The sequence below is a fragment of the Fibrisoma montanum genome (assembly GCF_003583365.1).
Lineage (GTDB): Bacteria > Bacteroidota > Bacteroidia > Cytophagales > Spirosomataceae > Fibrisoma > Fibrisoma montanum.
Genome location: NZ_QXED01000006.1, coordinates 118,868 through 137,837, shown reverse-complemented (window position 1 = coordinate 137,837; position 18,970 = coordinate 118,868). Strand labels below are relative to the sequence as shown.

The 18,970-nt window shown below is 53.6% G+C and carries 18 protein-coding genes; 10 read left to right on the top strand and 8 right to left on the bottom strand.

The features are described 5' to 3' along the window. Positions 1 to 78: 78 nt before the first annotated feature. The 6 genes from DYU11_RS20650 (at position 79) to DYU11_RS20625 (ending at position 8,571) form a co-directional block, all read left to right on the top strand. On the top strand, positions 79 to 2,322 hold the full coding sequence (locus DYU11_RS20650) for a tetratricopeptide repeat-containing sensor histidine kinase (RefSeq protein ID WP_119669624.1): 2,244 nt from the start codon (positions 79 to 81) through the stop codon (positions 2,320 to 2,322). Between the two features lie 78 nt (positions 2,323 to 2,400). Next, positions 2,401 to 4,173 carry a hydroxysqualene dehydroxylase gene (locus tag DYU11_RS20645; RefSeq protein ID WP_119669623.1) on the top strand — a complete coding sequence of 591 codons (1,773 nt, stop codon included), beginning with the start codon at positions 2,401 to 2,403 and terminating at the stop codon, positions 4,171 to 4,173. A gap of 39 nt (positions 4,174 to 4,212) precedes the next feature. Continuing rightward, complete coding sequence (locus DYU11_RS20640) at positions 4,213 to 5,652, top strand: sensor histidine kinase (RefSeq protein WP_229365962.1); 1,440 nt, start codon at positions 4,213 to 4,215, stop codon at positions 5,650 to 5,652. A gap of 64 nt (positions 5,653 to 5,716) precedes the next feature. Further along, on the top strand, positions 5,717 to 7,081 hold the full coding sequence (locus DYU11_RS20635) for a sensor histidine kinase (protein ID WP_119669622.1): 1,365 nt from the start codon (positions 5,717 to 5,719) through the stop codon (positions 7,079 to 7,081). Between the two features lie 72 nt (positions 7,082 to 7,153). Further along, positions 7,154 to 7,528, top strand: coding sequence for a response regulator (locus DYU11_RS20630; protein ID WP_119669621.1), 375 nt, complete (start codon positions 7,154 to 7,156; stop codon positions 7,526 to 7,528). Further along, positions 7,525 to 8,571 (top strand): adenylate/guanylate cyclase domain-containing protein, encoded by a 1,047-nt coding sequence (locus DYU11_RS20625; protein ID WP_119669620.1) that lies wholly within the window; start codon positions 7,525 to 7,527, stop codon positions 8,569 to 8,571. The genes DYU11_RS20630 and DYU11_RS20625 overlap by 4 nt, the downstream gene beginning before the upstream one ends. A gap of 126 nt (positions 8,572 to 8,697) precedes the next feature. Here the strand turns inward: DYU11_RS20625 and DYU11_RS20620 are convergent, their stop codons facing one another. Next, on the bottom strand, positions 8,698 to 9,030 hold the full coding sequence (locus tag DYU11_RS20620; RefSeq protein ID WP_119669619.1) for a winged helix-turn-helix transcriptional regulator: 333 nt from the start codon (positions 9,028 to 9,030) through the stop codon (positions 8,698 to 8,700). 121 nt (positions 9,031 to 9,151) lie between these two features. Here DYU11_RS20620 and DYU11_RS20615 point away from each other — a divergent pair, with 121 nt between their 5' ends. Then, complete coding sequence (locus DYU11_RS20615) at positions 9,152 to 9,934, top strand: MBL fold metallo-hydrolase (RefSeq protein ID WP_119669618.1); 783 nt, start codon at positions 9,152 to 9,154, stop codon at positions 9,932 to 9,934. Positions 9,935 to 10,057: 123 nt separating this feature from the next. Here the strand turns inward: DYU11_RS20615 and DYU11_RS20610 are convergent, their stop codons facing one another. The 7 genes from DYU11_RS20610 to DYU11_RS20580 all read right to left on the bottom strand — a co-directional run bounded on the left by DYU11_RS20610 (position 10,058) and on the right by DYU11_RS20580 (position 17,532). Further along, positions 10,058 to 11,326: a DEAD/DEAH box helicase gene (locus tag DYU11_RS20610; RefSeq protein WP_119669617.1), complete on the bottom strand. Its 1,269-nt coding sequence runs from the start codon at positions 11,324 to 11,326 to the stop codon at positions 10,058 to 10,060. A 62-nt stretch (positions 11,327 to 11,388) separates the two neighbouring features. Then, positions 11,389 to 12,162 (bottom strand): SDR family NAD(P)-dependent oxidoreductase, encoded by a 774-nt coding sequence (locus DYU11_RS20605; RefSeq protein ID WP_119669616.1) that lies wholly within the window; start codon positions 12,160 to 12,162, stop codon positions 11,389 to 11,391. Positions 12,163 to 12,230: 68 nt separating this feature from the next. Further along, positions 12,231 to 13,046 carry a phytanoyl-CoA dioxygenase family protein gene (locus tag DYU11_RS20600; RefSeq protein WP_119669615.1) on the bottom strand — a complete coding sequence of 272 codons (816 nt, stop codon included), beginning with the start codon at positions 13,044 to 13,046 and terminating at the stop codon, positions 12,231 to 12,233. A 538-nt stretch (positions 13,047 to 13,584) separates the two neighbouring features. Next, positions 13,585 to 14,277 carry a phosphatase PAP2-related protein gene (locus tag DYU11_RS20595; RefSeq protein WP_119669614.1) on the bottom strand — a complete coding sequence of 231 codons (693 nt, stop codon included), beginning with the start codon at positions 14,275 to 14,277 and terminating at the stop codon, positions 13,585 to 13,587. Between the two features lie 55 nt (positions 14,278 to 14,332). Beyond that, entirely contained in the window at positions 14,333 to 15,418 is a 1,086-nt protein-coding gene (locus tag DYU11_RS20590) for a complex I subunit 1/NuoH family protein (protein ID WP_119669613.1), read from the bottom strand. A 108-nt stretch (positions 15,419 to 15,526) separates the two neighbouring features. Continuing rightward, entirely contained in the window at positions 15,527 to 16,993 is a 1,467-nt protein-coding gene (asnS, locus tag DYU11_RS20585) for an asparagine--tRNA ligase (protein ID WP_119669612.1), read from the bottom strand. 206 nt (positions 16,994 to 17,199) lie between these two features. Continuing rightward, the gene (locus DYU11_RS20580; protein ID WP_147367984.1) at positions 17,200 to 17,532 is read right to left on the bottom strand and encodes a hypothetical protein; all 333 of its coding nucleotides are present in this window, start codon (positions 17,530 to 17,532) and stop codon (positions 17,200 to 17,202) included. Positions 17,533 to 17,816: 284 nt separating this feature from the next. On the opposite strand from DYU11_RS20580, the gene DYU11_RS20575 reads away from it, so the two are divergent. Genes DYU11_RS20575 through gloA2 form a run of 3 tightly spaced genes read left to right on the top strand, consistent with a single transcriptional unit; the run spans position 17,817 to position 18,926 of the window. Beyond that, positions 17,817 to 18,320, top strand: a complete 504-nt coding sequence (locus tag DYU11_RS20575) for a SixA phosphatase family protein (protein ID WP_119669610.1) — start codon at positions 17,817 to 17,819, stop codon at positions 18,318 to 18,320. 1 nt (position 18,321) lies between these two features. Next, a complete protein-coding gene (locus DYU11_RS20570; RefSeq protein WP_119669609.1) occupies positions 18,322 to 18,531 on the top strand; it encodes a hypothetical protein in 210 nt (69 codons plus the stop codon). Between the two features lie 5 nt (positions 18,532 to 18,536). Further along, positions 18,537 to 18,926 (top strand): SMU1112c/YaeR family gloxylase I-like metalloprotein, encoded by a 390-nt coding sequence (gloA2, locus tag DYU11_RS20565; RefSeq protein ID WP_119669608.1) that lies wholly within the window; start codon positions 18,537 to 18,539, stop codon positions 18,924 to 18,926. Positions 18,927 to 18,970 lie beyond the last annotated feature (44 nt).

Sequence of the window (18,970 nt, the reverse complement as noted above, 5' to 3'; positions counted from 1 at the left end):
TACCAGAAGCCTCGTCTGATGCTGGTACGAGTAAGTTTGTTTTCTAAACGTTCATGACTGGCTTCAATCTTTTCGACCATGAAACTCATTGCTACGGTACTTTTCCTGTCGCTTGGTGGCGGCTTCACGTGGGCGCAAACGGCAAAACTGGATAGTCTCGACCGCCTGATTAAGAGGGCGACGACCGATACGGGGCGCATCAATCTGCTGAACCGCAAGGTGTATATCCTGAGCGGGAACGATATTGATGCTGCCATAAAACTGGGTAAGACAGTTATCGCGGATGCAAAACAGCTTGAGTACGCCCAGGGGCAGATCAAAGCGCTTACCCGACTGGCCAACAATTATAGCATGAAGGGCGATTTTACCGCAGCGAAGGAAAACCTGCTCAAAGCCGAACAACTCCTGTTGTCATTGGATGAACAGGCACTTCTGAGCGATGTATACTCCGGATACGGTATGATGTATGGCATGCGGAGTAAATACGATAGTTCTATTTTCTTCCTCGACAAAGCTATTCAGATCGGCCAGGCAATTAACCATGCGTCATTGAGCAGCTATTATCAGAATATTGCCATCGCCTATCAGATGCAGTCGAATTATTCGCGTGCGCTGACGTACCAGCAGAAAGCGATGGCCATCGCTGAGCAGACGAATAACGCAAGTAGCCTGGCTTATGTGCTGACGAATATGGGGATAACCTATAAAGCACTCAGAGACTATGGCAGGGCTCAGCAATCGTTTTTCAGAGCGGTAAAAGCTGCTCAGACGGCTGGAATTAAAAACGTTGAGTTATACGCGTATTCCAATCTGGCGACGCTGTTCGACACAAAACAGGAGTATGATCTGGCCTATCGCTATGCGATCAAATCGGCCGAACTTGGCAAACAACAGGGCGATCAGGGTATCGAGGCTGCCAGCATGTCGAAAGCCGCCCATTCGATGGCGCTTCGGACGTCAGTCGCTCGGGCCGAACGGTTTGCCAAAGCCCAGGCGCTGGCTGAACAGGCGATTGCCGTTGCCGGCCTGGCCCGTCAGCCGTTGATAACCTACCAGGTACACTCAGTTATGGGTACGCTGCTGAAAATGCGGGGCGACTGTAAGGCCGCCATCCCGTATTTTGAAAAGGGGTTTCAGGTATTGTCTGACTCCGATATTTACGATGAACAGATTGAGGCTTCCTATCAGTCGCTGTCCGACTGCTACGAAAAGTCAGGTAATTACAGGCAGGCCCTGCTGGCGGACCGTAAAGCCTCGGCAATTGGCGACTCGATCCGGAATAAGGAAAACATCCGGAAAACGACCGAATTGACCCTCAACTATGAGTTTGACAAGAAGCAGCAACTGGAGCGGACCGAGCGATTGAAAGAAGCGGCTATTGCCAATACCAGGCAGGTGGGGCTGGGGGGCGGCCTCGTGCTGACGCTGCTGCTGGCGGGTGTTGCCTACAACGCCTACCGGAGCAAACAAAAAGCCAATAGGCTGCTTGAGCAGCAAAAAGAGGAAATTCAGCGAACGCTGACTGAACTCAGAACCACGCAGACCCAGTTGATTCAGCGCGAGAAGATGGCGTCGCTGGGCGAACTCACCGCCGGCATTGCCCATGAGATCCAGAACCCGCTCAACTTTGTCAATAATTTTGCCGAGCTGGGGGCTGAGCTGATTGAGGAGCTGGAACAAGAGCAGCAGAATCCCGAGCGCGACGCGCAACTGGAGCAGGAACTGCTGGGCGACATCAGGCAGAATCTGCAGAAAATTGTGCACCATGGTAAACGGGCCGACGGAATCGTCAAAAGCATGCTGGAGCACAGTCGGGTCAGTACCGGCCAGAAGGAACCGACCGATCTGAACGCCTTAGCCGATGAATACCTGCGGCTGGCCTACCACGGGCTGCGGGCCAAGGATAAGCTGTACAACGCTACGCTTGTCACCAGCTTTGATCCGTCGCTGGGCAAAATCCAGGCCGTGCCGCAGGACCTTGGCCGGGTACTGCTGAATCTGTTAACCAACGCTTTCTACGCAACGCAGGAAAAAGCTAAGCAGTCGATTGCTGGGTATCAGCCCCAGGTTTGGGTAAGTACGCACGCAGCGAACGGGAACGTCGAACTGCGCGTCAAGGATAACGGCACGGGTATTCCGGAATCGATTCTGACTAAAATCTACCAGCCGTTTTTCACAACCAAGCCAACGGGCGAAGGAACAGGGCTTGGGCTCTCGCTGAGCTACGACATCATCACAAAAGGGCATAACGGCGAGATGGCCGTACAGACCGAAGCCAACCAATTCACCGAGATGATTGTGCGGCTACCAATACAAGCTTAATTCGTCTGTCCGCGAATGGCAGACCGCTATCTATAAAGACGTTTTACTCACACTCGTTATTTCAATTAACCCTCATCCATGAACATAAAAGTAGCCGTAATCGGCGGTGGAGTAGCCGGTATGAGCGCTGCCCATGAGTTAATTGAGCGCGGCTTCGAAGTGGCTGTGTATGAAAAACAGCCGGTATATGTCGGGGGGAAAGCCCGAAGCGTCGACGCCGAGCACACCGCTAAAGGGGGCCGGAAACCGTTGCCGGGCGAACACGGATTCCGGTTCTTTCCTGGGTTCTATAAGCACATTACCGATACCATGAAACGCATTCCATTTCCGGGTAATGTCAACGGGGTTTTCGATAATCTGGTGCAGTCGGAGCGGGTTATGCTGGCTCGGTTTGGTAAGCCGCCCATCGTCAGCACCGTTAACTTTCCAAAGAACCGGGCCGATCTGAAGGTACTAATCAACGCCGTTACGCACGCCAACACGGGTGTTACCGAGGCTGATAAGAAACTGTTTGCCGATAAGCTGTGGCAGGTGATGTCGAGCAGTTACGACCGTCGACAGCAGGAATACGAGCGAATCAGTTGGTGGCAGTTTATGGAGGCCGATCAGGAAACTGACGGTCGCCAGCCCAGCCCGTATGAAGAGTATTTTGTGGGTGGCCTGACGCATACGCTCGTGGCGGCTCAGCCGAAACTGATGAGCACCAAAACCGGCGGGGACATGCTGCTGCAACTCCTGTTTCTGATGCTCAATCCGACTGGCCATGCCGACCGGGTGCTGAACGGTCCTACCAACGAAGCCTGGCTCTTTCCCTGGCTCAACTACCTGAAGCAGAAAGGCGTTGCCTACTACCACCACCACGAAGCGACAGCCTTTCATTGCGACCGCGAAACCCGGTCTATCAAGGGTGTGATGGTAAAGAACACCCAGACCGGGGAGGAAAAGCTCATCAAAGCCGATTATTACATTGCGGCCGTTCCGTTGGAGCGTATGGCCAAGCTGGTAAATGACAACATGATCGCGGTGGATACGGCGTTTGATTTCATCGACGATCTGGCCGCCAAACGGGCCAAGAGCCTAAACTGGATGAGCGGCATTCAGTATTACCTGCGGGAAGATGTGCAACTGACGAAAGGTCACGTGATCTTCATCGATTCGCCCTGGGCCGTGACCGCCATCTCACAGCTTCAGTTCTGGAAAAATTTTGACATCCGTCAGTACGGTAATGGGGAGGTAAAAGGTATTCTGTCGGTCGATGTGTCGGACTGGTTCTCCAAAGGACTGAACGGTAAATCTGCCTGCGACTGCTCTATGGAGGAAATTATCGACGAGGTATGGAATCAGATGGAGAAAAGCCTGAACGTCGACGGCCAGAAGGTGCTGGACCGCTCCATGATTATCACAACCCATCTCGACTGCGATATCAGGGATACAGAAATTGCTCCCCATGATTTCAAAACCCGAAATGCCGAACCGCTGCTGGTCAATACACCCAACTCGTGGAGCAAACGCCCGGAAGCCTACTCGAACATCAAAAATCTCTTTCTGGCCGCCGACTACGTCCGGACGCATACCGATCTGGCTACGATGGAAGGCGCTAACGAAGCGGCCCGCCGGGCTGTGAACGGAGTCATTACGGCCACCGGTGCGAACGTAGAATTATGCAAAGTCTGGCCGCTTCATGAGCCGAATATTCTGGCTGTGCTGCGCTGGCTCGACCGGCGTCGGTACGAACGGGGGCTGCCCTGGACTAACGAAGTGCCCTGGCTGTTTGGGCTGCTGCACGAAGTCGTGTATTTGTTTCATAAACTGACGGGGTTCCGTCGGGCATCAAAACCAGTACGGGTTTAGAAAAGGGCGCTGTTGGTGGATTTGTCCAAGCTATCTACTATGCTACATAACGTTACAAACTACTTTTTTCCTCCTAGCTTCACCGGCAGCAACGACGAGTACCGCCAGGCTCGCATCGTCGTCAACACATCGTTGCTGACGAGTTTGTTCTCCCTTAACTACGTACTGATCAGTTGGTCGATGAACTATTGGCCGGGCGTATATTCGATGCTGATCGATTTCGTCATTGTGCTGGTGCTGCCGTTTTTTTTCAAGTGGAAGCTGCTCAGCTACCGGATGGTCGGCTATGCTTTCATTGCTTCTTCCTTCGGCGCCGTTTTTTTTAATTGCCTGGCAACGGGGGCTTACTACTCACCCATTATGGCCTGGCTGGTTGCGTATCCAATCGTTGGAACCTTTCTGCTCGGACGCCGGGGCGGAATTATTTTTACCGTAGCCTCCCTGACCGCATTGATGATACTGTGGTGGCTGGAGAGCCGGCAGGTCGTGCTAACCAATTTTATTTTGCCCGATTACCAGCTTCTGTTTAGCCTGAATGTAATCGTCGGCTTGATACTTATTCAATTAATGATTGCCCTGGTTTTTTACAACATAAATCAGCGTAGCCTCAGGCTGGTCGCTGAAAAAAACCAGTTACTGTCTGAACGTACGGCTGAGCTTCAGCAGTCGCTGGATAATTTACAGAAGACCCAGACTCAGTTGATTCAGGCCGAAAAAATGGCGTCGCTGGGGGAGCTAACGGCCGGCATTGCCCATGAGATCCAGAACCCACTCAACTTTGTCAATAACTTTTCGGAAGTAAGTGTTGAGCTGATCGACGAACTAAAGGAAGATCTGGAGCAGAAACTGAACGGTACGGCGGACGACTACCTCGTTGAGGTACTGAGTGATCTGACCATGAACATGCAAAAGATTACCTACCACGGTAAGCGGGCCGACTCTATCGTTAAAGCTATGCTTGAACACAGCAGGCTGTCGACCGGAGAGAAGCAGCCAATCGACCTGAACGCCCTGGCAGACGAGTATTTCCGGCTGGCCTACCACGGGCTGCGGGCCAAGGATAAGTCGTTCAACGCCGAATTAGTTACTGATTTCGATGAGAAGCTGGACAAGGTGGAGGGGGTACCTCAGGACATAGGCCGGGTGTTGCTCAACCTGTTTAACAACGCCTTTTATGCCACACAACAGAAACGTAACCAGCAGGGCATTGGCTATCAGCCTTTGGTTCAGGTCAGTACCTGCCTCAAAAACGACAAGGTTGAACTGCGGATAAAAGACAACGGGACGGGTATTCCGCCGGAGATCGTACATAAAATCTACCAGCCGTTTTTTACCACGAAGCCAACGGGCGAAGGAACAGGGCTGGGGCTCTCGCTGAGCTACGACATCATCACAAAAGGGCATAACGGCGAGATGGCCGTGCAAACGGAAGCCAACCAATTCACCGAAATGATTGTACGACTACCGATAAAAAATTAATTTGTCTGCCAGCTAAGCAAGTACGCCACCATTAACCTACCTTACCTGGCTTAGCGGTAACAGCATGTCAATAGATTCTTTTCTGATTGCGTTTCTTCTGATTCGGCATCTGCGCAAATTTGCCCAGAATACCGGATTGGCGCCCTTCTGGGACCGTACGCTGCTCCGGGCCCAGTACGCAGCCCTTGCCCTCCTGGTAGTTGACGTCATAATTGACGAAGACCACGTTTTTCAGTGGGCCTGGCATGTGTTTCTGCTTGGCTTGCTGTGGTTTGTCTATCCTCGGCCCGAGTTCCGCCCCACCCGAAACATCGTTTCCGCCGTATTCCCCCTGGTGCTGGTCAACATCGTCGTTGATTTCATTGAGCTGGTTGCGCCCGCCTTTGACAAGAAATACAACAACTACTTCGACATGGCGCAACTGCTGGCGTTCGGCTGGGTCATTGCGGCCTGGGTCAGTACCCAGCGCCAGCAGAAAGCCCTCGAAAAAGAACGGCAGAAACGCCTGGAAGAAGAAGAACGGAACCGACTCATTGCCGCGCAGAATACCCAGCTCGAAAGTATGGTCGCCGAACGTACCGCCGAACTGGTACGTCAGAAAGAGGAACTGGAAGAAACCCTGACCGAACTCCGGGCCACGCAGGCCCAGTTGATCCAACAGGAGAAGATGGCGTCGCTGGGGGAGCTCACCGCCGGTATCGCCCACGAGATTCAGAATCCGCTCAACTTCGTTAACAACTTCGCCGAAGTATCGGTCGAGTTGTGCCAGGAACTCAACGACGAGCTGGCCAAAGTCGACTTATCCGACTCGGACCGCGACTACGTGGGGGGAATCATCAGCGATCTGGTGCAGAATCAGCAGAAAATTGCTCACCACGGCAAGCGGGCCGACAGCATCGTGAAAGGCATGCTGCAGCACTCCCGGGCCGGATCAGGGCGAAAAGAGCCCACCGATCTCAACAGCCTCGCCGACGAGTACCTGCGGCTGGCCTACCACGGGCTGCGGGCCAAGGATAAAAACTTCAACGCCAGCCTCGTTGCTGATCTCAACGAAAACGTAGGAAAGGTCGACGTACTGCCGCAGGACATGGGCCGGGTGTTGCTGAATCTGTTCACCAACGCCTTCTACGCCGTTCAGCAGAAACAAAAACGCAACCCGGATGCCCAGTATCAGCCAACCGTAACGGTGAGTACAAACCGGTGCGATGAGGACGTAGAGATTCGCGTGCGCGACAACGGAGTGGGTATTCCTGATTCGGTGAGGTCAAAAATATTTCAGCCGTTTTTCACGACCAAGCCCACCGGCGAAGGGACCGGCCTGGGCCTGTCGCTGGCCTTTGACATCATCACCAAAGGGCACGGCGGAACGATGGAGGTCGAAACTGAGGAGGGAAAAGGAACGGAATTTATTATTCGCATACCGGTTTAAGTGGACTTTCCCGTAGAATTGCACCAGCAAGACCAGAAAGCCTTCGTATTTTTACCCTTATAGCAGCACTTTATGAAAATACTGGTAGTTGACGACGAAACGGACGTACAGACGTTATTTGAGCAGCGGTTCCGTCGGGAAGTACGATCCGGCGAAATGCAACTGGCTTTCTGCTACTCCGGCGAACAGGCCGTTGATTATTTAACGGCCCATCACTCAGAAATCGTTTTGATCTTGTCCGATATCAACATGCCGGGAATGAGCGGCTTTGAGCTCCTGCGGCACATCCGGACGAACTACCCAACTCCTCCGCCTACCGTACTGATGGTAACGGCCTACGGCGATGATCAGTCCCGGCAGCAGGCGATTTCGCTCGGAGCCAATGATTTGTTATCCAAACCGCTCGACTTTCAGGCGCTCAAAGAAAAACTTAAAAGCGTGGTATGAAGGCAAAAATTCTGGTGGTCGATGATGAAACTGACCTCGAACTGCTCATCAAACAGAAGTTCAGACGTCAGATCCGCGAAAAACAGTACGAATTCATTTTCGCCCACGACGGTGCCGAGGCCTTACGGCTACTTCAGCAACACCCCGATACCGACGTAGTACTCAGTGATATAAACATGCCGGGTATGGATGGCCTTACCCTGCTGGTGAAGCTCAACGAAACCAACCCCGTGCTGAAGGCCGTAATCGTGTCGGCCTACGGCGACATGGATAACATCCGGATGGCCATGAACCGGGGTGCCTTTGACTTCGTGACCAAGCCGGTCAATTTCGACGATCTGGAGGTGACCATGCAGAAAACCATTCAGCACGTCGCGCAACTCCGCCAGACGCTTCAGGCGATCAAGGAGAACAACATTCTGCGGATGTACGTCGACGAAAGCGTGCTGACGTTCATGAGCCGGGTGGAGTTTGAACAGTCGCTGACCGCCAGCGAAACCATCGAGGCTACGGTTGCTTTCTTCGATATCTGTGGGTTTACGTCCATTTCCGAGCGCGAACCGGCCGATACGGTCGTGGCGCTGCTCAACAATTACTTCGATGTGATGGTGAAGGAAATCATCGCGCAGGGCGGCTACGTCGATAAGTTCATCGGCGACGCGGTGATGGCTGTGTTCCAGGGCGAATACCACCTCGACCGCGCCATTGAAGCCGCTCTCGCCGTTCGGAATCAGGTAGCCGCCATTGAAGGGAGTCTACCCAGCAAACCCGACTATCGGCCGCAGGTAGCAATTGGCATCAACACCGGCGAGATGGTGTCGGGGAATATCGGCTCGGCTACCCTGCGTCGACTGGATTACACGGTCATCGGCGATACGGTCAATATGGCGCAGCGGCTCCAGACCGTTGCCAAGCCGGGGCAGATCGTCATCACCGAATCCGCTCAGGAGATCGTCAAAGAGTCGTTCAACTGCAACCTGATCGGGGAAGTAGCGCTCAAAAACAAAGCCCTCCCGGTCGTGATTTACGATGTGGTCGGTTGAGGTTGTACCGGATGGTGCAGGAAAGTAAACCAATGTGCGCACTTTCTGAACTGCCGAGGCTCAATGAACCCGATCATTGCTGGCAGGATCGAGAGTCGGCTCAACCGGTTGACAACCGACGGCCTTTTAAGGCATAACTTTGACATCGCCCAGGTTTACCCTGGCCCATTGGTCAATCTGCCGTAGAACGGGGATCAGAGATTCGCCTTTGACCGTCAGGGCGTAACCAACTTCAGGAGGGAATTTGATGTGCTCATGCCGTTGTACCAGTCCATCGTTTTCCAGTTGGCGAAGCTGTTCCAGAAGCACTTTCTTGGAAACTCGGGGCAGTAGGCGCCACAGCTGGATAAAACGCAGTTCGCCGGCGGCAAGGTGCTGTAAAATAACGGGCTTCCACTTACCAGCGAGCATACCAATGGTGATATTCACCGCGCAGTTCTCAAAGTCGTTGTAGGTCATCCGGTTACCAGAACGTATCCTGGTTACCAACAGGTGTCGATCGGATTTGGTTTCCGGGCGTGGGCTACCTTTGTTCATCGCCCGGCCAGTAACCAACTCCCACGGCCGGTGCTACAGACGAATGAACCATGTACAACTTACGCTGATTGGAGGACCGACCGTTCTGATTGAGATTGATGGACTTCGGCTTTTGACCGATCCGACCTTTGATCCTGCGGGTAATGATTATCACCTGGGGCCTGTGACACTCTCTAAAACGACCGATCCAGCCCGAACAATTGAATCATTGGGCCGTATTGATGCGGTATTACTCAGCCACGAACAGCACAGCGACAATTTGGACGAAACGGGACGAGCCTTGCTGTCGACCGTTGGCCGGGTGTTTACCACACCCGAAAGCGCGATGAACTTAGGAGCCAATGCAGTTGGTCTGGCCAGTTGGGAAACGGCCTCGCTTCGGACCGCAACCGGCCAGCAGCTAACCATCACCGCAACACCGGCACGTCATGGCCCACATGGGGCCGAGGCCTACAGTGGTCATGTGACGGGTTTCGTGCTGAGCCAGGACCACCCCGACAGTCGCGCTTTTTACGTTTCGGGGGATACGGTATGGTACGAGGAACTATCCCAGATCGCCCGGCAATTTCAGGTTGGAGCAGCCTTATTGAACCTGGGTGCCGCCCGAATTGATATGATTGGACCAATCGACCTGACTATGAACGCCCAGGGAGCAATAGAAGCCGCCCGAACGTTTGATAAGGCGATTCTAATGCCGGTGCATGTCGAAGGGTGGACCCATTTCTCAGAGTCTCCGGCCGAGGTTAAGAAGGCGCTGGCCCAGGCAGGACTAACCAAGCGGTTTCAGTGGCTCAGACCAGGCGTTGCAACCCAGCTTACGTATTAATCCGCGTTTTTCTCCGCACCTGGCACCGGGCTATTTACCGGTGGGTGTCAACGAAGTGACTCCACGTTGCTTTGTCCGGCAAACGGCGTGGAGTCTTTAAGTTCATTTACGGGTTTCAGCCTGTCAGGACCGGCGGAACCTGTTTCGGCTGGAGCTGTTCCGGCTGTTTGAACCAGTTGACGCGCCGGGTGCCCGACCAGAATTCGGACGTGGCGCGGGTTTCGGGGCAGCGGGCGTTACCGTAGCTGCGGCTACATCCAGTGGATACGGATGATCATTGACAACCGGTACCTGCTTGCCGATCAGCTTGTTGATGTCTTTCAGGTAAGCGGTTTCTTCTTCGTCGCAGAACGACAGGGCGACGCCGTTGTTTCCGGCGCGGCCGGTCCGGCCGATGCGGTGAACGTAGGTTTCAGGTACGTTCGGCAGTTCATAGTTGATAACGTGCGATAATTCTTCGACGTCAATACCCCGGGCGGCAATATCCGTCGCTACCAGTACGCGGGTTTGTCGCGATTTGAAATTGCTGAGGGCGCGCTGCCGGGCGTTCTGCGACTTGTTGCCGTGAATGGCTTCTGCCTTGATGCCGGCTTTCACCAGATCTTTGGCAACCTTGTCGGCGCCGTGTTTCGTGCGGGCAAAGACCAGCGCCGATGCAATGCGGTTGTCGTTCAGTACGTGTACCAACAGCTTCCGCTTGTCGTTTTTGTCAACAAAATATACCGACTGCTGAATGGTATCAGCCGTGGACGAAACCGGCGTTACTTCAACCTTTACGGGTTTGTTCAGGATCGTATCGGCCAGTTTGGCTACGTCGGGTGGCATCGTTGCCGAGAAAAACAGCGACTGCCGACGTTCGGGGAGACGGACAATTACTTTTTTGACGTCATGAATAAAGCCCATGTCGAGCATCCGGTCGGCCTCGTCCAGCACAAACAGATCGATGTTCCGCAGGGAAACGAATCCCTGGCTCATGAGGTCGAGCAGGCGACCGGGGGTGGCAATCAGTATATCAACCCCTGACTTAAGGGTGTTGACCTGCGCGTGCTGCGAAACGCCCCCGAAAATCACCGTATGCCGAACGTCGAGGTGGCGGCCATAGGCCGCAAAACTCTCGTTGATCTGGATGGCTAATTCGCGGGTGGGTGTCAGAATCAGCGCCCGGATGCGTCGTGGCCCTTGTTGCTGCTTCCGGTCTTCGTGCAGCAACTGAAGGATAGGAATGGCAAAGGCAGCGGTTTTACCGGTGCCCGTCTGAGCGCAGCCGAGCAGGTCCCGGCGGCTTAGCAGGGGCGGTATGGCTTGCTCCTGTATGGGGGTTGGATTCGTATAACCTTCTTCGGAGAGGGCTGTCAGAATGGGTGAAATCAGTGGTAATTCAGAAAATAACATGCGTATGAGATAAGTACTCTGCTTGGAGTACAACGGCATTCGTGCAAATAAAGTGCCGCAAGTTATTCGTAGATGCTTCCGGCGGTTCGTTCGACGAACCCTTTGGGCAAAAGCCAGGCGGCAAACGCTCCCAGCTTATTGATAAATCCGGTTATGACCTCCCCTTTGCCGGACAGGGCGGCATCGATGGCCATTCGGGCTACGTCGGCTGGGGTCATGTTTACCTGTTGGGCCGCTTTCCGGCCTTTTTCGCCAATCTGCGCCCGGTTTACGAATTCGGTGTCGGTTGCGCCGGGCGAAATACACGTAACCGACACCGACGTCCGGCGCAGTTCCTGCCGCAGGCCCCGGCTAAAACTAACCACAAAGGCTTTGGAGGCCGCGTAAACACTCAGCAGCGGCACTGCCTGATAAGCCGCCGAACTGCCGATATTCAGGATGTAGGCGCGGGGCTGCTCTTTAAGCTGGGGGAGAAACAACCGGCATAACTGCACCAGCGCCGTCATGTTGACGGTCATCATATCCGTATGCTCGGCCGCCGTGTAGTTGTCGAACGGACCACTCAGGCCGTAGCCCGCGTTGTTAACCAGTAGCTGAACCGAATAGGATCGCTCGCGGCACCAGTCGAAAATCTGCCGGGCAGCGTCGGTCGTAGCCAGATCAACGGGAAGAAAATCGGCCTGTACTCCGTAGGTAGCCGTCAGCCGTTGCGCGAGTTGCTGTAGCAGCGACGCAGACCGGGCCACAAGCAGGACATTGTATTTCCGGCGGGCCAGTTCTTCGGCAATGGCCAGGCCGATACCTTTGCTGGCTCCCGTAACAAGCGCGTAGGGCATGGAAAGATGGTTTTCGGTTTACTGTTTCCGGGCTGTGTTTCCCCCAGAAACAGTAAACCGAAAACTCGTTAAATATTAACTTTAGAGATAAAGCGGTGGTAGAACGGTGTTTTACTGTTCTCGTCTTTGGGCATGTACTTACCCGTCACGACCGGCACGTACATGACCCGACGGCGGCTGGCTTCGCCGAAATAGGGCGACTGCTGCGCCCGGTGCCATAAACGCCCGTCATGAACGGTCAGATCGCCGGCATTGATATCAAAACCAACTTCGTCTTTGTCGGGGTTGTTGTCGACAAAGTACCGTTTGCGGAACAGCATCCGGAATATACCCTGCCTGTGCGTACCGGGAATCACCCGCAGGCCACCGCTTTCAAACGGGGTTGAATTCAGGTGAATGCCAACGTTCAGCATGGGCATGATGCGCTGACCCAGGAAAATGTCGCGCGGGCTATCCGTATGCCAGCCCATTTGCGAAAACTTACTGTTGGGTGTCCGGACGTAGTGATTCAGAATCAGGCCATCTTTCTCAACCTCGCCGATGCGGCCTTCGTACGGATGTAGGAGTTCAACCACGGTCTGAAGGCGGGGGTCCTGCAGAAACTCGTGGAGGGCATTGCTGTATTGCGACAGGAAGCACATACGCTGGATAATGGTGTTGCCCGCTTCGTCCTGACCAAATTTCAGCGGTACGCCATTCACCTTATCGCGATCTTCGGCTAGCCATTGCTTTTCAATGCGGTCAACTTCCCTGATGAATAATTGAACCGTCTCGGGGTTTATGAAATTGCGGAAAATAATGACGCCATGCCTGTTAAAAAAATCACGTTGATCGGGCGTTAGTGATTCTCCTAATGTAAAGTGCGGGCAGTTTAATTTTCTCATACTGGTTATCGGTGGTCGGACCGTTGTGCGGACCAACAGCCCGGCAATTAACTGATTGATTTGTACGTGTTGTTTAATCGATGGGTAGCAAGCCAAATCTATAAAATTAGGCTGTTAGCTCCATCGGGCAGGCTTCTGTTTAATGGTACTTTAATCAGATGGCCTTCCTTTAGTGAGCGGCTGTTTCTTCATGTGGTTTTGTTTTAAGGAATTGTTAACTGGGTGCGCTGTGAAGCAAGCTAATTTATCGGCTACACTTGATCGATTCATCTAGGCTGTAAAAGTCACCAAATGCAGTTTCAAGCGCTGTTTTTATTAGAACTGGCAAAGAAAAGGGGCTGGCTACAAATGAACCCATCTTTTTCGTAAACGGTCTTAATTTTTCGGAAAAAATACAAAAACTATAGATTTAAAATTTTATATGCATATATGTACCTTCCGATTTGTTAAGCCAATATTACGAACAGGCTGATTCAGATTTTTCTGCCGGGAGAATAAATTGTCAAATGTAGATGTAGGGATAGAGAGGGGAGTAGGGTTATTCCGTTGTAGCTGAACTTTCCGGAGACTTAACCGGGGCAGTATTGTTCCAGCCTGACAACGCTATACGTTTGGCCAATCGAAAGAACAGATACGTTAGGAGCGGGGCAGCCACTACGTCAACGGTATAGTGTACATGTTGGATCAACAGCAGAAGGCCCACCACAAACGAACCGGCCAGGGCAAACAACCTGTCCCACCGTCGACGCAGGCACAAAAACATCAGGAAGATTGTAGAGGTATGCCCCGAGTAAAACAGGTCTTTGGTAATAAACGTCCGGCCGTAGAATGCATTACTGATCGGATCGATGAGCGGCAGTAAGCCCACCGGCGGATTCAACGGAACCAGACTAATGCTTACCATGCGCGACAGGCTCACAATGAGGTAGCTGTAAACAAAGGTCATGAACATAGCCGGGTCGCGCCGAACCCGAACCAGCAGCAGAACGCCCGTTGACCAGATCAACAGGAAGATGGGCAGAGACATATCCCGGGCGGGTAGTTGACTCAGTACCCAGTCGTTCAGCACGGGGCCGGTGTGCTGTTCGATGGCCTGAAAAAAGAAAGGAAATGCAATCAGTAAAAGCACTAAAGCAACGATGCCTATGACAACTTTCCGGCGGAAAACCGCTGACTGCCAGGCCACTCGCCAGGCTATATCTTCGTTTGGTTCAGGATGTAATACCCCCATTGTATACTAAAAAGACCGCAAAGGTACTACTTTGTTTTGGGGAGACAAATTTGAATCAGGATACCATGAGCAGCCGCCAGACTCCCGACAACAGCAGTAGCAGCAGCCCGGCCGGAGTCAATACTTTCCAGCAGAGAAACATCATCTGATCGACCCGAACCCTCGGAAAAGTCCACCGGACCCACATCTGGAGCAGAACCGCAAACAGGGCTTTCGACAGCAGCCAGAACACCCCGGTTATGTAGCCCCAGACGGTTCCGGGTTCGCCACTGGTCCAGTCGGCCAGGCGAATGGGGCCGAGGTTCGGCAGGGGAGTGTTCCAGCTACCGAGGAATAAAATAGCCCCCAGAAACGACACCAGCAGCATCATGCCGTATTCGGAGAGATAGAGCAGGGCGAAACGCATGCCGGAATACTCGGTATGGTAGCCGGCCACGATCTCTGATTCGCCTTCGGGGAGGTCGAACGGAGCGCGGTTGGATTCGGCCAGTGTGCAGATGAAAAAGATCACGTAGGCCACCAGCAGGAACGGATTACGCAGGATATTCCAGCTGAAAATGCCGCCCCATTCGGTCACCTCAATCCCCAGGGCCTGAATCCCGAACAGGTAGTTTGGTTCGTAGGTGTAAATGCCCTGCTGAAAGCTGATTTCCTGTAGATTGAGCGTCTGGCAGATCATAACGGCGCACAAAATGGTCAGCCCGAGCGGAATTTCGTAGGAGATGATCTGGGCAACCGACCGCATCGCGCCAAAGAGCGAATACTTGTTGTTGGATCCCCAGCCCGCCATCAAAATGCCGACTACGTCGAACGAAACGACTGCCATCAGGTAAAAAACGCCCACCGCAGCGCCGGAGCCCTGCAAATCGGGCGACAGGGGCAGTACGGCAAAGCCCGCAAAAACGGAGGCAAAAATGACTGCCGGTGCCAGCAGAAACAACCGGCGGTCGGCGGCTGTCGGAACAATGTCTTCTTTCTGAAGCAGCTTCAGCAGGTCGGCGAATAGCTGAAGTAAACCATATTTTCCTACTTCCATCGGTCCCAGACGGTCCTGTATAAACGCCGACACTTTGCGTTCGAGGTACACCCCTACGACCACAAAGCCGGGAACCATGGCCAGGAAAATAAGCAGAGGAATCATACGGTCTTACCGGTATTCGGTTTACAGGAGTCAGGGTACGGTATTTGGCTTATGGACTTCAGCAGAGGGCGGGCGTCAATCACTGTAAACCAAATACCGTAAACCTTTTTAAAACTCGGCGGATTTCGGCGCCCGTGGGAACGGAATAACGTCGCGGATGTTACCCATGCCGGTTACGAACTGAACCAGGCGCTCGAAACCAAGCCCAAAGCCGGCGTGGGGCGCTGAACCGAACCGGCGCGTATCGAGGTACCACCAGAGCGCTTCGGGTTCGATGCCTACTTCCTGCATGCGGGCAACGAGTTTATCCAGGTCATCTTCGCGCTGTGAGCCGCCAATGATTTCGCCGATACCCGGAAACAGTACGTCCATGGCCCGAACGGTTGGGCCAAAGACGTCACCCCGGCTGTTGGTGGCGGGGTCGCTGTCCTGCTTCATGTAGAACGCCTTGATCGCCCGCGGGTAGTTGGTCAGAATGACCGGTTTCTTGAAATGGCGCTCTACCAGATACCGTTCGTGCTCCGATTGCAGGTCGATGCCCCACTTCACTTCGTACTGAAACTGGCCTTTTTTGGCCGGTTTTGAATTAATCAGAATATCGACAGCTTCGGTGTAGGTGAGCCGTTCGAACTGGTTGTCGACCACGAACCGCAGCTTTTCGAGCAGGCTCAGGTCGCTCTGTTCGTCTTTCTTTTTGGTTTTCTCTTCGTCTTTCAGGCGATTGTCCAGGAAAGCGAGGTCGTCGGCGCAGTGATCGAGGGCGTAGCGAATAACGCTCTTGACAAATTCCTCGGCCAGGTTCATGTTATCTTCCAGTTCATGGAAAGCCATTTCCGGTTCAATCATCCAGAATTCGGCGAGGTGGCGGGTGGTGTTGGAGTTCTCGGCCCGGAACGTCGGCCCGAAGGTGTAGATCTTACCCAATGCCAATGCCCCGAGTTCTCCTTCCAACTGACCGGATACGGTCAGGTTGGTTTCACGGCCGAAGAAATCCTCGCTGTAGTCCACTTTCCCGTCTTCGGTGCGGGGCGGGTTCACGGGGTCGAGGGTTGTTACGCGGAACATCTCGCCTGCTCCCTCCGCATCAGAGGCCGTGATGATGGGGGTGTTGAGGTAGTAAAACCCGTTGTCGTTGAAATACTTGTGCACCGCAAAGGCCAGGGCGTGCCGTACCCGCAGAATCGCACTGAACGTATTGGTCCGCGGACGCAGGTGGGCAATTTCGCGCAGGAACTCCAGCGAGTGGCGCTTGGGCTGCAGCGGATATTTTTCCGGATCAGCGGGGCCATACACCAGCACGTCGGTGATTTTAACCTCTACATTCTGGCCCGAGCCGATGGATTCGACGAGCTGCCCCGTAATGGCCACGCAGGCACCGGTCGTAATCTGCCTGAGCAGATCGTCCGGCAGCTGGCCGGCTTCGGCAACGGCCTGGATGGTGTTGATGGTGGAGCCGTCGTTGATGGCGATAAAAACGGCGTTTTTACTTTCGCGCTTGGTGCGGACCCAGCCTTTGACGGTCACGTCTGTGCCCGGCGTAGCTTGAAGAAGTTGCTGTATTGGTAAATAACTCATGCCAACTGGCTACCGGATGGTTTTGGTGGGGCAAAGGTACAAAAGTGCGTTGAATCGCCGAGGTGCATGCTGCCTGTGCCGGGTATTTGTTTAACCCTGCCTTCTACAAAACAGCCCTTTTCGACGTATATACATACTATACATCCTTATGTGGAAAACGCTGAAATTTGTCTAACGACAACTTCCGAAAGGTTCAACACGAGCGCTTACCAGGTCAGATCCCTCGACCATTGTTCGCGGTTGAGGGCGTTGGTCAGATAATTGAACTCTGCGGGACGCATCTCCAGCCGGATTTTAAGTGGAAATGATACCTCCCAGTCCCACCAGGCGGGCTCAGGTTGTAAGTAATAATCCAGTTCGAGCCGGACAGTTTCGTCGTGTTCACCGGTTTTGACGCGCCGGACCAGCCGAATGGGATCGGTAAAATGCAGCGGTTCATCCGAATTGGACGTAAGCCACTGCTGAAGCTGAAGGATGTCCTTCTGAGGCAACTGAGTGGTAAAACGAAGGCGGGGATGCGGCTGATGTACGTCATGCAATGGCTGCCGCTGTGGCCAAACTGTTGCGTTTAACCAGACCGTATCACCTTCAAACGAAAGCCCGAACGATAATGTACAATTCTCACCTTGAAATCGCATAACTCTGCGCGCACTCCACCAGCCGCTTAGTATTTATACTTATAAGTAACCAACCTACTAACATAAACCATCTTTTACGAATACTGTTTTGATTGATGGATGTTTCGCCATCCTTCAACAAGTCGTTAGTTTTGTAACGTATTCAGTACATGGTCCGATATTGGGCCACAAATTAAGTAAAATTCATGCAACGAACACTCTACATCGTTCGTCACGCCAAGGCGGAAGACCGGGCCAGCTTTCAGCGGGATCATGACCGCGAACTGATACCTGAGGGAATCATTGCGGCTGCCCGCATCGGCCGGTACCTGCACGAACACGCCGTTCGGGCCGATATAATCGTCAGCAGCACGGCCCCCCGGGCCCGCGATACCGCCCGGGGCGTTGCCGAGCAGATTGGTTACGACGTTGACCAGATTCGGCAGGACCCTGATTTGTTTGACGGTGGCCCCAAAGCGTACCTGGCCGCGGTAAATGCCCTGCCCGATACGTGCACGGCGGCTTTTATTGTGGGGCATAACCCCGACGTATCGTATTTTGCGGAGTTTCTGACGCACCAGGACGTAGGGTCAATGAGCAAGGGGGCGGTTGTGGCCGTTCGGTTTGAGGATCTGAGCTGGGCGGAAGTCTCCGGACGAACGGGCCAGATTGATTTTCAGATTGCTCCCAAACAATTAAGTAACGAGTAGCATGAACCGTAACCGACGCCTATTCATCATTGTCTTCATTGTTTTTACGGCCATCGTTGCCTTATTTGCCATCGACATGGCCCGCCGGACAACAGCCCCCTGGAACCGGCGTAAACAGGTCGAACGGGCCCTGCCCGGCGAGGATCCGGTAACGGAAATCGACGGAACCCAGGTAGATACGCTCGCGGCCGATACGCTTTATACGCCCTGACTCACATGCTTACTTTATCGGCTGTTCACCACATTGCCATTATTTGTTCAGATTACGCCGTGTCGAAGCGGTTTTATACGGAGGTGCTGGGCTTAACCATCCTGCAGGAGGTATACCGGGCCGAGCGACAGTCGTATAAACTGGACCTGGCTGTCAACGACCGCTACCAGATTGAACTGTTCTCGTTTCCGGATCCGCCCAAACGCCCGTCGCGGCCCGAAGCCGTCGGGCTGCGGCACCTGGCCTTTGCCGTCGCGGACCTCGACACCGCCGTCGCGCATCTGAATGAGCACGGTGTCGATACGGAGCCGATTCGGGTCGATGAGCACTCGGGCCGTCGCTTCACCTTTTTCGCCGACCCCGATGGCCTGCCCCTCGAATTGTATGAGCAGTAAGCAAACAGCCCAGACAGCATAAATTACGGAGCGTCGGCTGGAAT

Excerpts from the sequence above, each read along its gene's own strand:
- DYU11_RS20635 (WP_119669622.1), top strand. The coding sequence starts at position 5,717 with ATGTCAATAGATTCTTTTCTGATTGCGTTTCTTCTGATTCGGCATCTG.
- DYU11_RS20615 (WP_119669618.1), top strand. The coding sequence starts at position 9,152 with ATGAACCATGTACAACTTACGCTGATTGGAGGACCGACCGTTCTGATT.
- DYU11_RS20610 (WP_119669617.1), bottom strand. The coding sequence starts at position 11,326 with ATGTTATTTTCTGAATTACCACTGATTTCACCCATTCTGACAGCCCTC.
- DYU11_RS20650 (WP_119669624.1), top strand. The coding sequence starts at position 79 with ATGAAACTCATTGCTACGGTACTTTTCCTGTCGCTTGGTGGCGGCTTC.
- DYU11_RS20625 (WP_119669620.1), top strand. The coding sequence starts at position 7,525 with ATGAAGGCAAAAATTCTGGTGGTCGATGATGAAACTGACCTCGAACTG.
- DYU11_RS20590 (WP_119669613.1), bottom strand. The coding sequence starts at position 15,418 with ATGATTCCTCTGCTTATTTTCCTGGCCATGGTTCCCGGCTTTGTGGTC.
- DYU11_RS20620 (WP_119669619.1), bottom strand. The coding sequence starts at position 9,030 with ATGACCTACAACGACTTTGAGAACTGCGCGGTGAATATCACCATTGGT.
- DYU11_RS20640 (WP_229365962.1), top strand. The coding sequence starts at position 4,213 with ATGCTACATAACGTTACAAACTACTTTTTTCCTCCTAGCTTCACCGGC.
- DYU11_RS20575 (WP_119669610.1), top strand. The coding sequence starts at position 17,817 with ATGCAACGAACACTCTACATCGTTCGTCACGCCAAGGCGGAAGACCGG.
- DYU11_RS20630 (WP_119669621.1), top strand. The coding sequence starts at position 7,154 with ATGAAAATACTGGTAGTTGACGACGAAACGGACGTACAGACGTTATTT.
- DYU11_RS20605 (WP_119669616.1), bottom strand. The coding sequence starts at position 12,162 with ATGCCCTACGCGCTTGTTACGGGAGCCAGCAAAGGTATCGGCCTGGCC.
- gloA2 (WP_119669608.1), top strand. The coding sequence starts at position 18,537 with ATGCTTACTTTATCGGCTGTTCACCACATTGCCATTATTTGTTCAGAT.
- DYU11_RS20600 (WP_119669615.1), bottom strand. The coding sequence starts at position 13,046 with ATGAGAAAATTAAACTGCCCGCACTTTACATTAGGAGAATCACTAACG.
- asnS (WP_119669612.1), bottom strand. The coding sequence starts at position 16,993 with ATGAGTTATTTACCAATACAGCAACTTCTTCAAGCTACGCCGGGCACA.
- DYU11_RS20570 (WP_119669609.1), top strand. The coding sequence starts at position 18,322 with ATGAACCGTAACCGACGCCTATTCATCATTGTCTTCATTGTTTTTACG.
- DYU11_RS20645 (WP_119669623.1), top strand. The coding sequence starts at position 2,401 with ATGAACATAAAAGTAGCCGTAATCGGCGGTGGAGTAGCCGGTATGAGC.
- DYU11_RS20595 (WP_119669614.1), bottom strand. The coding sequence starts at position 14,277 with ATGGGGGTATTACATCCTGAACCAAACGAAGATATAGCCTGGCGAGTG.